Source organism: Kocuria sp. KH4 (assembly GCF_053711175.1).
In genome coordinates this window covers 289,090-302,495 of the sequence record NZ_JBSJYX010000001.1, presented here as the reverse complement: position 1 = coordinate 302,495, position 13,406 = coordinate 289,090, and the positions used below count along the sequence as shown (strand labels likewise).

Annotated in this window: 11 protein-coding genes; 2 read left to right on the top strand and 9 right to left on the bottom strand. The window is 73.7% G+C overall.

Annotated features, from left to right (window positions below; genetic code table 11):
* Positions 1-438: 438 nt before the first annotated feature.
* From ACWCOM_RS01455 to ACWCOM_RS01440, 4 genes are all read right to left on the bottom strand, one after another.
* On the bottom strand, positions 439-1,962 hold the full coding sequence (locus ACWCOM_RS01455; protein WP_454546954.1) for a SulP family inorganic anion transporter: 1,524 nt from the start codon (positions 1,960-1,962) through the stop codon (positions 439-441).
* Positions 1,963-2,191: 229 nt separating this feature from the next.
* Positions 2,192-2,560, bottom strand: a complete 369-nt coding sequence (locus tag ACWCOM_RS01450; protein ID WP_454546953.1) for a MerR family transcriptional regulator — start codon at positions 2,558-2,560, stop codon at positions 2,192-2,194.
* Between the two features lie 45 nt (positions 2,561-2,605).
* The gene (locus ACWCOM_RS01445; RefSeq protein WP_454546952.1) at positions 2,606-3,514 is read right to left on the bottom strand and encodes a ribonuclease Z; all 909 of its coding nucleotides are present in this window, start codon (positions 3,512-3,514) and stop codon (positions 2,606-2,608) included.
* A gap of 74 nt (positions 3,515-3,588) precedes the next feature.
* A complete protein-coding gene (locus ACWCOM_RS01440) occupies positions 3,589-4,944 on the bottom strand; it encodes an MFS transporter (RefSeq protein WP_454546951.1) in 1,356 nt (451 codons plus the stop codon).
* A 308-nt stretch (positions 4,945-5,252) separates the two neighbouring features.
* On the opposite strand from ACWCOM_RS01440, the gene clpB reads away from it, so the two are divergent.
* Both clpB and ACWCOM_RS01430 read left to right on the top strand, forming a co-directional pair.
* On the top strand, positions 5,253-7,868 hold the full coding sequence (gene clpB, locus ACWCOM_RS01435; protein WP_454546950.1) for an ATP-dependent chaperone ClpB: 2,616 nt from the start codon (positions 5,253-5,255) through the stop codon (positions 7,866-7,868).
* Between the two features lie 280 nt (positions 7,869-8,148).
* Entirely contained in the window at positions 8,149-8,373 is a 225-nt protein-coding gene (locus tag ACWCOM_RS01430; protein ID WP_454546949.1) for a DUF3073 domain-containing protein, read from the top strand.
* Positions 8,374-8,548: 175 nt separating this feature from the next.
* On the opposite strand, the gene purM is transcribed toward ACWCOM_RS01430, so the two are convergent.
* From purM to ACWCOM_RS01405, 5 genes are read right to left on the bottom strand one after another with little or no spacing between them, the layout of a single operon-like run.
* On the bottom strand, positions 8,549-9,709 hold the full coding sequence (gene purM / locus ACWCOM_RS01425; RefSeq protein ID WP_454546948.1) for a phosphoribosylformylglycinamidine cyclo-ligase: 1,161 nt from the start codon (positions 9,707-9,709) through the stop codon (positions 8,549-8,551).
* Positions 9,710-9,711: 2 nt separating this feature from the next.
* On the bottom strand, positions 9,712-11,481 hold the full coding sequence (gene purF, locus ACWCOM_RS01420) for an amidophosphoribosyltransferase (protein WP_454546947.1): 1,770 nt from the start codon (positions 11,479-11,481) through the stop codon (positions 9,712-9,714).
* A 15-nt stretch (positions 11,482-11,496) separates the two neighbouring features.
* Positions 11,497-11,952 carry a hypothetical protein gene (locus ACWCOM_RS01415; protein WP_454546946.1) on the bottom strand — a complete coding sequence of 152 codons (456 nt, stop codon included), beginning with the start codon at positions 11,950-11,952 and terminating at the stop codon, positions 11,497-11,499.
* A gap of 10 nt (positions 11,953-11,962) precedes the next feature.
* Positions 11,963-12,328: a sterol carrier family protein gene (locus ACWCOM_RS01410; protein WP_454546945.1), complete on the bottom strand. Its 366-nt coding sequence runs from the start codon at positions 12,326-12,328 to the stop codon at positions 11,963-11,965.
* A gap of 4 nt (positions 12,329-12,332) precedes the next feature.
* Positions 12,333-13,364, bottom strand: a complete 1,032-nt coding sequence (locus ACWCOM_RS01405) for an asparaginase (protein ID WP_454546944.1) — start codon at positions 13,362-13,364, stop codon at positions 12,333-12,335.
* Between the last annotated feature and the right edge of the window lie 42 nt (positions 13,365-13,406).

Genomic DNA, 13,406 nt, shown 5'->3' with positions numbered 1-13,406 from the left:
ACCGCCGGGGTCCATCGTCACCGGCGCCCCACGGGGTCGCCACCGCCCGCCGGGCGGTGGTGCGTTTTCCGGACCGGGGGTGCTCTCCCCGGACCGCCCGCGGTGGCGTCAGCCCCGGGTCCGGGCGGCGGTGCCGGTCGGCGCGTGCCCCGAGTCGACGCACAACAGGGGAGCGGGGCGGCCCCCCAGCCTGCCCCGCTCCCTGCTGCTCCCCTCCGCGGACCGGTTCTCGGCGGCGCCGCGGACCTTCCGGTTCCGGGGCGCTCCGCCGGTCGACGCCGTGGGAGCCGGGGGATGGTCCTGTACCGACCACAGAATCCCCTCGTGAGAAGCAAGAATGCTCGCTTCCCGGGCGTTCGGCAAGACCCCCGGTGTGATCTGGTTCACATGCAGACACAAAGGGTTGTCATTGCAAATCCTGCGGGTGCCGGGCGGTGGTCAGTGCCCGCCGTCGAGCATCCCGCCCAGGCGCACGCGCATCCGGCGGCCGGCCTGGTCCAGGCCCACGACCCGGACCTGCTTGCCGTGCCGGGCGTACCTGCCGGTCACCGAGTCCAGGGCTGCGACGGTGGACGCGTCCCACACGTGGGCGTCCGAGAGGTCGACGACCACGTGCTCGGGGTCCGCGGCGTAGTCGAACATCGTGGGGAGGTCGTTGGAGGAGGCGAAGAACAGCTCCCCGTGCACGGTGTAGACGGCCGTCTCCCGGTCGCCGCGCTGCTCGAGCGCCCGGTCCACGCGCACGAGGTGGGCGACCCGGCGGGCGAAGGCGACCAGGGCGACGAGCACTCCGACGACCACGCCCAGGGCGAGGTTGTGGGTCCACACGGTCACGACCACGGTCGAGACCATCACGAGGGTCTCCGGCAGCGGCATCCGGGACAGGGTCGTCGGGTGGACGGAGTGCCAGTCGAAGGTGGCCCACGACACGAAGATCATGACCGCCACGAGCGCGGCCATCGGGATCACCGCGACGACCTGGCCCAGGGCGACGACGAGGACCAGCAGGAACACCCCGGCCAGGAAGGTGGAGATCCGGGTGCGGGCGCCGGAGGCCTTGACGTTGATCATGGTCTGGCCGATCATCGCGCAGCCGCCCATCCCGCCGAACAGGCCCGAGACCACGTTCGCGACCCCCTGGGCCCAGGCCTCGCGGGTCTTGGGCGAGGGGGTGTCCGTGATGTCGTCGACGAGCCTGGCGGTCATCAGCGACTCCAGCAGCCCCACCACGGCCATGGTCAGCGCGTAGGGGGCGATGGTCCGCAGCGTCTCGAGGTCCAGCGGGACGTCGGGGAGGAACAGCGAGGGCAGCGACTCGGGCAGCGCGCCCTTGTCGCCCACCGTGGGGACCTCGGTGCCGAAGGAGACCACGAGGGTGGTGATCACCACGATGGCCACCAGCGGCGCCGGCACCGCCCGGGTGAGCCGGGGGAGGAGGAACACGATGGCCAGGCCCAGCAGCGTGAGGGGGTAGACCGCCCAGGGCACGCCGATCAGCTCCGGGACCTGCGAGCTGAAGATCAGGACGGCCAGGGCGTTGACGAAGCCCACCATGACCGAGCGGGGGACGAAGCGCATCAGCCGCGCCGCGCCGACCAGGGCCAGCGCCACCTGGAGGAGGCCGGCCAGGATCACGGCGGCGATGAGGTGGTCGAGGCCGTGGGAGGCCATCAGCGGGGCGATGACCAGGGCCACCGCGCCCGTGGCGGCGGAGATCATCGCCGGGCGGCCGCCGAGGACCGCGGTGGTGACGGCCATGGTGAAGGAGGCGAACAGGCCCACCCGCGGATCGACCCCGGCGATGACCGAGAACGCGATCGCCTCCGGGATCAGGGCCAGGGCGACCACGAGCCCGGCCAGGACCTCGGTCTTGAGGCGGCGGGGGGAGTGGAGGGTGCGGCGGACGGACCGGCGCTGCTCGGGGGTCGGCGCCGGGGCGGGGCCGGCGGTCGTCGTGGCCATGGGGGAGCTCCGTTCACGGGGCGGAAGGGTGCGGGGGAGGAGTGCGCCAGGGGATGCGGGTCCCCGGGACGTGCGGTCACGGGGACGGCGCTGCGCCGCGGCGGGCACGCGGCCGTCCGGTGACCGCGCCTCCGCAACCCTAACCTACCGTAAGGGTAGAGTGTGTCGCGCTCCGCTCGCCGTGCCCATCCGCACCTCCGGTGCGGCGGCGGGGCGACGACGGAGGCTGTCACCGGCCGAGGCGGTGCTCCAGCATGGCGATGAACTCGTCCGCCTGGGTCAGCTTGCGGGCCAGCGCGTCCCGCTCCGGCCGCGCGCGCTCCAGGAAGTCCGCGAGCCGCTCCGGGGAGGCCGGCTCGGCCCCGAGCAGCTCCAGGAGCTCGGCCATCTCCTCCAGGGTGAACCCCAGCGGCTTCATCTGCCGGACGACCAGCAGCCGCTCCACGTCCTGCTCGGTGTACACGCGGAAGCCGCCCTCCGTGCGCGAGGCCGGCAGCAGGCCCACGTCGTCGTAGTGACGGATCGTGCGCAGGGACAGACCGGTGCGCTCGGCGAGCTCGCCGATCTGCATGGTGCCTCCGCGGACACGGTGCGGCATGGGGTGACCTCCAGGAAGTGCGGGACCCCCGAGTCTAACAATCCGTCAGGGCCGCGCCCCCTGGGGCCGCCCGGGACGCCGCGGCGGCAGGGGGAACCGCTCGAGGTCCTGGGCCGCCTGCACGGTGGCGCCCCCGGCGCGCCGGCGTGCCTGCTCCGCGAGCGGGGCGACGTCGGGATAGCGCGACGAGAAGTGGGTGAGGACCAGCGTCCCCACGCCCCCGGCGGCCGCGAGCGCGCCGGCCTGGCCGGCGGTGAGGTGGAGGTGCTGCGCGGCGAGAGCGGCGTCGTCGTCGGCGAACGTGGACTCGGCCAGGAGCAGGTCGGCCCGCTCCGCGAGCTCCTCCGCACCCGGGCACGGCGCCGTGTCCATCACCACGGCGACCCGCCGCCCGGGGCGCGGGACGCTCACGTCCGCCAGGCGCACGCCGCGCAGCCCGCCCTCCCGCTGCAGGCGGCCGACGTCGGGGCCGGCGATCCCGGCGGCCGCGAGCCGCTCCGGGAGCATCGTGCGCCCGTCCGGTTCGACGAGCCGGTACCCGTAGGTCTCCACGCGGTGGTGCAGGGGGCGGACCTCCAGGCCGGCGGCCACGGCGCCCGGTCCCCCGTGCGGGTGCAGCCGCAGGTCGAGGCCGGGGGTCGCGAGGGAGACGAGCGCCCGGACCACGTCCTCGCCGGAGACCGGGTAGTGCAGGTGCACGGGGTGCTCCACGCCGTCCAGGACCATGCGCGAGAGCACGCCGGGCAGCCCGTAGCAGTGGTCGCCGTGGACGTGGGTGAGGCAGATCCTCGTCACCTGGGCGGCGGAGACGCCCGCGTGGATCATCTGCCGCTGCGTCCCCTCCCCGGGGTCGAAGAGCAGCCCCGCCCCGTCCCAGCGCAGCAGGTAGCCGTTGTGGTTGCGGGTGCGGGTGGGCACCTGGGAGGCGGTGCCGAGGACGACGAGCTCACGCATGGCACCGAGTGTGCCACCGTCCCGGGGAACCGGCGCGCCCCTGGGCGGACGAGCCGCCCCGGGGCGCGCGGGGGTCACTGCGGGACGAGCTGGCTCCAGGAGGCGGTGCGGGAGCTGCTCGCCGGGGTCGGGCCCGGCGGTGCGGTCTCGGGCAGGAGCACCACGAGCGTCCCGAAGGTCCGGGCCGGCCAGGCGGAGACGACCCGTGCCGGGATCCGCGCCGGGGCGGCACCGGCGCGCTGCATCCGCACGGCGTGGGCCAGGATGAGCAGGCCGGCCAGCGCCAGGCCCACGCCCACCCAGGCCGGGGCGCGGTAGCCCCAGCCGGCGGAAATCACGGCCCCGCCCAGGAAGGCGCCCATGGCGTTGGCGAGGTTGAAGGCGGCGTGGTTCATGGCCGCGGTGAGGGAGGGGGCGTCCTTGGCCTCGCGCAGCAGGCGCATCTGCAGGGAGGTGGTGAACACGGACCCCATGATGCCGATCCACAGCACGCCGAGCACCGCCGCGACGGCCCAGTGGGCGAAGAGGCCGAAGAACACGAGCGCCACGGCGGAGACGGCACCCGCGCCCAGGACGGTCTTCTCGATCGAGCGGTCCACCAGCGGGCCCACCAGGAGCGAGCCCAGGGTCATGCCCACGCCGAACACCGCCAGCACCCACGGCACCGCCGAGATGCCGAGGCCGGTGAGCTCGGTGAGGGTGGGGGAGATGAAGGTGTAGACCGCGAACATGCCGCCGAAGCCCACGGTCCCCGCGACGAGGGTCAGGGTGACCTGGGGGCGGCCCAGGGCCCGGATCTCCTGGGCGACGGAGACGCCGCCGCCCTGCCGGGTCCTGGGCACGAACACGGCCAGGGCCGCGACGGTCAGCAGGCCGATCAGGACCACGAGGCCGTAGCCGGAGCGCCAGCCCAGCGCCCCGCCGAGGGCGGCGGCCAGGGGGACGCCCGCGATGTTGGCCACCGTCAGGCCCAGGGCGACCCGGGCCACCGCGGTGCCGCGCCGTTCGCGCGGGACGAGGGAGGAGGCCACCACCGCGGCCACCCCGAAGTAGGCCCCGTGGGGCAGCCCGGAGAGGAAGCGGGCCGCGTAGAGCCAGTCGAGGGTGGGGGCCGCCGCCGAGAGGGCGTTGCCGGCGGTGAAGGCCGCCATCAGCCCGACGAGCAGGGTCTTGCGCTCCACCCGGGAGGTCAGGGTGGTGATCAGCGGGGCGCCGACCACCACGCCCAGGGCGTAGAGGGAGATGGAGTGGGCGAGGGCGGGGATCGAGGCGCCGAAGTCCTCGGCGATGAAGGGGAGCAGGCCCATCGAGGCGAACTCGGTGGTGCCCACGCCGAAGCCGCCGAGGGCGAGGGCGAGGATGGCGAAGCGGGTGCCGGTGGGGCCGGGGGCGTTGATCACCTGGAGCACCGCGGTGCGGGGTGCGGACATGGCGGGTCCTTCCGTGTGGAACAGGAACGAGGAGGAAGGCGCGTCGTCGAGCCGAACGGGATGAAGCATCGAGACTACGGAGAAAGCCGGCGGCACCCAAGGGGTTCGGCGTGTGATCTTGGACAAACCGCCGAGCGTGTGATAAGCGTCGCGCTCATTGACGGGGCGGTGCGGCATCCGTGTCCGGGAATAGGCGCTGGCTCCGCAAGGTTGAGTGACGTAGACTCAGGTTAGCTGAACTGCCCGACCGCACTCCGTGGCGGGAGGCGCCCGGGTCGGTTCGCCCCGTTCGTTCACAAGGAGCCGCTGTGGAGACCAAGTTCACCACCAAGTCGCAGGAGGCCCTCGCCGCCGCCTCCACCAACGCCTCGACCGCGGGCAATCCGCAGGTCGAGCCCGCCCACATCCTCAAGGCGCTGATGGACCAGCGCGAGGGCGTGGCCGTCGCCGTCCTCAAGGCCACCGGTGCCGACGCCGACGCGGTGTCCGCCCAGGCCAGCGCCGCCATCAAGGCCCTGCCCTCGGCCTCCGGGGCCTCGACCGCCCAGGCCCAGTTCAACCGCGCGGCCCTGCAGGTCATCCAGGCCGCGGAGCAGTTCGCCGCGTCCCTGGGGGACGAGTACATCTCCACCGAGCACCTCCTGTACGGGCTCGCCCAGCAGGAGGGCAGGGTCGGCGAGATCCTGCGCGCCGCCGGCGCCGGCCCCGACCGGCTCAGGAGCACCGTCCCGTCCGTGCGAGGAGACCGCCGGGTGACCACCCCCGACCCCGAGGGCACCTTCCAGGCGCTCGAGAAGTTCGGCACCGACCTGACCGCGATGGCCCGCGAGGGCAAGCTCGACCCCGTGATCGGGCGCGACTCCGAGATCCGCCGCGTGGTCCAGGTCCTGTCCCGCCGCACCAAGAACAACCCCGTGCTCATCGGCGAGCCCGGCGTCGGCAAGACCGCCGTGGTCGAGGGCCTCGCCCAGCGCATGGTCGCCGGGGACGTCCCCGAGTCCCTGCGGGACAAGACGCTGATCTCGCTGGACCTCGGGTCCATGGTCGCCGGCGCCAAGTACCGCGGCGAGTTCGAGGAGCGCCTCAAGGCCGTCCTCGAGGAGATCAAGCAGTCCGAGGGGCGGGTCGTCACCTTCATCGACGAGCTGCACACCGTGGTCGGCGCGGGCGCCGCAGAGGGCTCGATGGACGCGGGCAACATGCTCAAGCCCATGCTCGCCCGCGGCGAGTTGCGCCTGATCGGGGCGACCACCCTGGACGAGTACCGGGAGAACATCGAGAAGGACGCCGCCCTGGAGCGCCGGTTCCAGCAGGTCTACGTCGGGGAGCCCTCCGTGGAGGACACCGTGGCGATCCTGCGCGGGCTCAAGGAGCGCTACGAGGCCCACCACAAGGTCCAGATCGCGGACTCGGCCCTGGTCGCGGCCGCGACGCTGTCCAACCGCTACATCCCGGGCCGCCAGCTGCCGGACAAGGCGATCGACCTCGTCGACGAGGCCGCGTCCCGGCTGCGCATGGAGATCGACTCCGCCCCGGAGGAGATCGACCAGCTGCGCCGCGCCGTCGACCGGATGACCATGGAGGAGCTCGCCCTGGAGCGGGAGACCGACCCGGCGTCGGTCGAGCGGCTGGCCGTGCTGCGCCAGGAGCTGGCCGACAGGCGCGCCGAGCTGGACGCCCTCAACGCCCGCTGGGAGGCCGAGAAGGCCGGCCTGAACCGGGTGGGCGACCTCAAGGAGCGGATCGACAACCTGCGCTCGCAGGCGGAGATGGCCCAGCGCCAGGGCGACCTGGCCGAGGCGTCCCGGCTGCTCTACGGGGAGATCCCGGCCCTGCAGAAGGAGCTCGACCTCGCCCAGGAGCAGGAGGACACCTCCGCCCCGCACGACACCATGGTCTCCGAGGAGGTCACGGCCGACGACGTGGCCGAGGTGATCTCCGCCTGGACCGGCATCCCCGCCGGGCGCATGCTGCAGGGCGAGACCGAGAAGCTGCTGCGCATGGAGGAGCTGCTCGGCAGGCGGCTCATCGGCCAGCACCGGGCCGTGCAGGCGGTCGCGGACGCCGTGCGCCGCTCGCGCGCGGGCATCTCCGACCCGAACCGGCCGATCGGCTCCTTCCTGTTCCTGGGCCCCACCGGCGTGGGCAAGACGGAGCTGGCGAAGTCGCTGGCGGAGTTCCAGTTCGACGACGAGCGCGCCCTGGTGCGGATCGACATGTCCGAGTACGGCGAGAAGCACACCGTCTCCCGGCTGGTCGGCGCCCCTCCGGGCTACGTCGGCTACGAGGAGGGCGGCCAGCTGACCGAGTCGGTGCGGCGCCGGCCGTACTCGGTGGTCCTGCTCGACGAGATCGAGAAGGCCCACCCGGACGTCTTCGACATCCTCCTGCAGGTGCTCGACGACGGGCGGCTCACCGACGGCCAGGGCCGGACCGTGGACTTCCGCAACGTCATCCTGATCCTTACCTCCAACCTGGGCAGCCAGTTCCTGGTGGACCAGACGATCGACCAGGACGCCAAGCGGGAGGCGGTGATGACCGTGGTCAACGCCTCGTTCAAGCCCGAGTTCCTCAACCGGCTCGACGACGTCATCCTGTTCGACCCGCTGTCCACGGCCGAGCTGTCGAAGATCGTGGACATCCAGGTCGCCCAGCTGGCCGACCGGCTGGGCCAGCGGCGCCTGAGCCTGGAGGTCACCCCGGCGGCGACCGAGTGGCTGGGGATCACCGGCTACGACCCCGCCTACGGCGCCCGGCCGCTGCGCCGGCTGGTGCAGCGGGAGATCGGGGACAAGCTCGCCCGGGCGATCCTGTCCGGGGCGGTCGTGGACGGCGACACCGTGCGGGTGGACGTCGACGCGGACGTCGTGGCCGACGGGCTGACCGTCAGCGCGGTCCGCGAGCAGGCCCACGCCGCGGGCTGAGCCCGGGACGGCCGGCGCGGGCCCCGCGCCGGGGCCGGGCACGGGGCCGGGTGCGGGACCGGGGCGCACCCGGTCCCGCGCCCGCCCCGCGCGGTCCCGGACCGGGGTCCGGCCGTCTCCCGTGAGGTTCCCGACAGTCCACCGTGCACGCGGTGGCACGGGCGCAACGGACCGGCAAACCATGTACCCTGGTCTCACGAACCATTCATACGACATTTCCGGGGCCGTACTCTGTGCCTGAGTGCCGCCGTCCGGACCAAGAGACAGAGGGGGTCACGCCATGGGGCGCGGCCGTCAAAAGGCGAAGGCGACACGGCAGGCGCGGGAGATGAAGTACTTCAGCCCGCAGACCGACCTCACGGCACTCCAGCGGGAGCTGCGCGGCAGCGAGCAACTGCCGCCGCTGCGGGAACCGGTCGAGGAGACCGTCGAAGAGGACGAGGACGACTACTCGGCCTACGTCGACAAGTACGCCGACGACTACGACGAGGACTACCGCCGGTAACCGCCGGGAACTCCGCTCGTCTCAACTGCATCACGCAACAGGTGCCCGTCCAGGACGAGCACCTTCTTTGCGTTCCCGCACCGGCCCGGAAGACGTCCCCGGAGCCGCTCTGCACACGACAGGACCGCCCGGGCTTCCCCGCCCGGGCGGTCCTGTCGTGTGCCGCGGGGCCCGCTCAGCCGGCGTAGGCGCCGACCATCCGCACTGCGCCGCCGTCCACGCCCTTGGCGCCCTGCACCCAGTCGGGGCCGCTGTGCTCGGCGGCGGGGTCGATCTCGGCCACGGTGCCCATGACCCACGCGCCCAGCCCGCGGGCGGCGAGGTGGGCGACGGCGTCCTCGGCCACGGCCGGGTCGACGATCGCGACCATCCCCACGCCGAGGTTGAGGGTCCGCTCGAGGTCCGGCAGCGGGACGTTGCCGAGCTGGCCGATCAGCTGGAAGACCGCGGGCAGCTCCCAGGTGGAGCGGTCCACGGTCGCCTCCAGGCCGGCGGGCAGCACCCGGGCGAGGTTCGCGGCGAGGCCGCCGCCGGTGACGTGGCTGAAGCCCCGCACGCCGTGGCCGGTGGTGCGGTCCGGGCCGTTGACGGGGAACGCGGCCGCGAGGTCCAGGACGTCGGCGGCGTACACGCGGGTGGGCTCGAGCAGCTCCTCACCCAGGGTCCGGCCGAGCTCACTGACCTGCCGGTCCAGGGACCAGCCGGCCACGTTGATGACCTTGCGCACCAGGGAGTAGCCGTTGGAGTGCAGTCCGGAGGAGGCCATGCCGATGACCACGTCCCCGGCGCGCACCCGGTCCGGGCCCAGCAGCTCGTCGGCCTCCACGATTCCGGTGGCGGCCCCCGCCACGTCGTACTCGTCCGGGCGCAGCAGCCCCGGGTGCTCGGCGGTCTCCCCGCCCACCAGCGCGGTGCCCGCCTGCTCGCAGGCGGCGGCGATGCCGCGCACGATGTCGGCGATCCGCTCGGGCACCACCCGGCCCGTGGCGATGTAGTCGGTCATGAACAGCGGCCTGGCGCCCACCACCACGATGTCGTCGACCACCATGCCCACCAGGTCGAAGCCGATCGTGTCGTGCACGTCGAGGGTCTGGGCGATCGCGACCTTCGTGCCGACGCCGTCGGTGGAGGTCGCGAGGTAGGGCCTGCGGTAGCCCGTGAGCTCGGAGACGTCGAACAGGCCCGCGAATCCTCCGACCCCGCCGATCACGTTGGGGGTGTGCGTCGCCCGGACCGCGCTCTTCATGAGCTCGACGGCGCGGTCGCCGGCCTCGACGTCCACGCCCGCGCTGGCGTAGGTGACGGTGCGGTGCGGGGAGGCGGGGTGCTGGGCCATGGTCAGGCGTCCTTCGCGGTCTCGGGCTGGGTGGCGGGCTGGGCGGCAGAGGGGGTCACGGGTCCGGCCGGGACCCGGTCCTCGGGTAGCAGCAGGTCCTCGAGGTCGGAGTCCGGGCCGGGGTCGCAGCCGGTGGAGCCCTCTTGCACCCCCGGGTCCTGGTCGGAGATGCGGGCGCGTCCGGCCGCCCGGCGGGACAGGCCGTCGTCGGAGGAGGGCCGGGTGTCGATGGAGACGGCGGAGGCGTGCTCGGGCCGCCGCGCCACGGACGGCGCGCCCGTGTCCCGCCGGGGCGAGGAGTCCACCGGTGTGCGGGCCTCGAAGACGTTCTTGCCCAGCTTGTCGGCGTCCGGCAGGCGGGTGGGGTACGTCCCGGAGAAGCAGGCCGTGCACAGCTCGGAACGCTCCTGCCGGGTGGCGGAGACCATGCCGTCCTCGGAGATGTAGCCGAGGGAGTCCGCGCCCAGGGACGCCCGGATCTCCTCGACCCCCAGGCCGTTGGCGATCAACTCCGCCCGGGAGGCGAAGTCGATGCCGTAGAAGCACGGCCACTTGATGGGCGGGGAGGAGATCCGCACGTGGATCTCCGCGGCCCCGGCCTCGCGCAGCATCCGGATGAGCGCGCGCTGGGTGTTGCCGCGCACGATCGAGTCGTCGATGACGACCAGCCGCTTCCCCGCCACCACCGACTTCAGCGGGTTGAGCTTGAGCCGGATCCCCAGCTGCCGGATGGTGTCCGAGGGCTGGATGAAGGTCCGGCCCACGTAGGCGTTCTTGACCAGGCCGTTGCCGAAGGGGATCCCGGACTCCTCGGCGTAGCCGATGGCGGCCGGGGTCCCCGACTCGGGGGTCGGCATGACCAGGTCCGCCTCGACCCGGTGCTCCCGGGCCAGCCGCCGGCCCATCTCCACGCGGGACTCGTACACGGAGCGCCCGTTGATGGTGGTGTCCGGGCGGGCCAGGTACACGTACTCGAAGACGCACGCCGCGCGGCGGGTCTCGGCGAAGCGCTGCGAGCGCAGGCCGTGCTCGTCGATGGCCACGAACTCGCCCGGCTCGATCTCCCGGACCAGGGACGCGCCCACGATGTCCAGGGCGGCGGTCTCCGAGGCCACCACCCAGCCCCGGTCCAGCCGGCCGAGGACCAGCGGGCGGATGCCCTGCGGGTCGCGGGCGGCGTAGAGGGTGTGCTCGTCCATGAACGCCAGGCAGAAGGAGCCCACGAGCTGGGGGAGCAGCTGCATCGCGGCGTCCTCGAGGGAGCCGTGCGGGTGCTCGGCCAGCAGCGCGGTCACCAGGGCGGTGTCCGTGGTGTTGCCCTGCGCCATCTCGCCGCGCGAGGGGAAGCCAGACTTGTCGATGAGCTTGTCGTAGAGCTCGGCCGAATTGGTGAGGTTGCCGTTGTGCGCCAGCGCCACGGTCCCGTGCGGGGTGGCGCCCAGGGTGGGCTGCGCGTTGGCCCAGTGGGAGCCGCCCGTGGTGGAGTACCGGCAGTGGCCCACGGCCACGTGCCCGGTCAGGGTGTTGAGCGTCGTCTCGTCGAAGACCTGGGAGACCAGGCCCATGTCCTTGTAGACGGCGATGCGCTCCCCGTCGCTGGCGGCGATGCCGGCCGACTCCTGGCCGCGGTGCTGCAGCGCGTAGAGGCCGTAGTAGGCCAGCTTCGCGACCTCCTCCTCGGGAGCCCACACGCCGAACACGCCGCACGCGTCCTGGGGGCCCTTCTCTCCGGGGAGCAGGTCGTGGCTGAGTTGTCCGTCAGGGTGAACCACGTCGATCAGCTTCTCTCAGGCTCGGGGGTCGGTGGGCCGCGGATCCACGGTCTCCGTGTCCGCAGCTTCCGGGTCCGTAGCAGGCCGGTCCGCGGGCCGCGGCTCCGCGGGGGCGTCCTCGCCCACGACCTCGGTCGTCACGGCCCGTGCGCGGGCCACCGAGAGGCGGTCCAGCACGAGGGCCACCACCGCCCCGGCGGCCAGGCCGACGACGGCGAGGACGGAGACCATGAACATGACCACGGCGCCCCGGGTGAACTGGGCGCTCTCCCCGCCGGCCAGGCCGACCAGCACGCCCGCGACGATGCCGACGACGCCGCCGAGCACCACGAACGCCCAGATGTTGGGCGCGCGGCGCAGCGTCATCTGCTGGCTGCCGGACGCGGCGAGCGGCACGGCCGTCCGCCGGCGGCGCCGACGCGGCCATTTCCGCGCGGGCGGGCGCGACGAGGGGGACGGTGCGGAGGTCATGCCCTCAAGGCTACCGGGGAAAGAGGGGGAGGGCGTCCGCCAGATCGGTCCGTGTGCCCGAGGCCACAACCGTTCCCGCGGCCACGGCCTCGGACCAGGTGAGGGCCCCCGTGACCAGGCCCAGCCAGGTGCCGGCGTCGGTCTCGACGACGTTGGGCGGGGTGCCGCGGGTGTGCCGGGGCCCGGCCACGCACTGGGTCACGCCGAAGGGCGGGACGCGCACCTCCACGCTGTTGCCGGGGCGCCGCTCCGCCAGCTCCTCGAGGCTGTAGCGCACGGCGGTGGCCACGGTGGGCCGGGCCGCGGCGGCCGGGTCCGCGCGCCAGGCGTCCAGGGCGAGGACCCCGTCCGCGGGGTCGATGCGCCGGCGGGCCACGGCGCTACTCCTGCCCGAGCGCCCGGGCCAGCTCCGGGCCCAGGAGCTCCAGGAGCGGGTCCGCCGCGCGGATCCGGCCCACCGGGCGGGCGGCGCCCATGATCGGGCGCACCACCCGGCCGATCACCGCGGCGGCGGCCGGGACGGGCACGGCCCCGGCGTGGGCCAGCAGGCTCAGGCCGATGAGCGCGGTGGCGCGGGAGCCGCCGTCGAGCACCTTGAGCGCCACCGACCAGCCGGCCCGGGTGCCGATCGCGAGCACGCCCTCCGCCCCGAGCTTCGCCACGACGTCGAGCTCCTCCATGACCACGGTGTTGTACCGGCCGGGCCCGTGCACGAACTCGGGGTAGTCGAGCATGCACTGGGCCACCGTGGCGGCCCGGGCGTCGGCGTCGAGGTTGCCCGCGGCGCGGCCGAGGGTCGCGTAGGCGCGGGCGAGGCCGGTGAGGGAGATCGCCGCCAGGGGCGCGCCGCAGCCGTCCACGCCGACGTGGGCGATGCGCTCGCCGGAGAACTCCTCGACGGTCTGGAGCACGGTGCGCTGCAGCGGGTGCTCCGGGTCCAGGTAGCTGTCCGTGGGCCAGTCGTTCTCGGTGCACGCCCACAGGAACGCGGCGTGCTTGCCGGAGCAGTTCATGCAGATCCGGGTCTTGCCCCGTCCGGCCCGCAGGAGCTCGGCACGGACCTCCTCGTCCTCGGGCCAGTCCGGCGGGCACTGCAGCGCCTCCTCGGTCAGCCCGGAGGCCTCGAGGATGGAGCCGACGGCGCCCAGCTGCTCGAAGGAGCCGACGTGGGAGGCGGAGGCGATGGCCACCTGGGCCCCGCGCAGCGGCACGCCGGCCTTCATCGAGGCGATCGTCTGGAACGGCTTGAGCGTGGAGCGGGGGAAGATCGGGGTGCCGACGTCGCCGAGCTCCACGGCCACGTTCCCGTCCGGGTCCAGGACCACGGCGGAGCCCCGGTGGCGGGACTCGACGAAGCCGCTGCGCTCGATCACCGCGAGGTCCACGGCACGGTCCGAGGTGAAGGTCTGCATCCGCCCAGTATGTCAGCCGGGACGGGCCCGCCCCGGTCCCTG